This is a genomic window from Vibrio sp. 10N.222.55.C6, from assembly GCF_041473395.1.
GTDB classification, from domain to species: domain Bacteria; phylum Pseudomonadota; class Gammaproteobacteria; order Enterobacterales; family Vibrionaceae; genus Vibrio; species Vibrio crassostreae_C.
The window spans coordinates 1-240 of the sequence record NZ_JBFRSD010001078.1 but is presented as its reverse complement, the minus strand read 5'-3'; the positions used below and the strand labels follow the sequence as shown (position 1 = coordinate 240).

The window sequence follows — 240 nt, the reverse complement described above, 5'->3', positions numbered from 1 at the left end:
TCGCGACTACTACGCGCACCCAAGCTATGCAAAAGCATTGGCTGAAAGCGTTCGTAGCCATTGGGAACAAAATGGCAGAGCCGATCACTTGGTTTGTTCGTTCCACGGTATTCCGAAGCGCTTAGCTGATGAAGGCGATATCTACCCACAGCATTGTGAAGCAACGACAAAGCTGCTTGCTGCTGAGCTAGGTTTATCTGAAGAAGACATCACCATGACCTACCAATCGCGATTTGGTCG

Annotated in this window: 1 protein-coding gene; it reads left to right on the top strand. The window is 49.6% G+C overall.

Features of this window, described 5'->3' with window-relative positions; translation table 11 throughout:
- Window positions 1-240 (top strand): ferrochelatase (locus AB4486_RS27625; protein ID WP_372119995.1); only part of this gene is annotated, 240 nt, incomplete at both ends.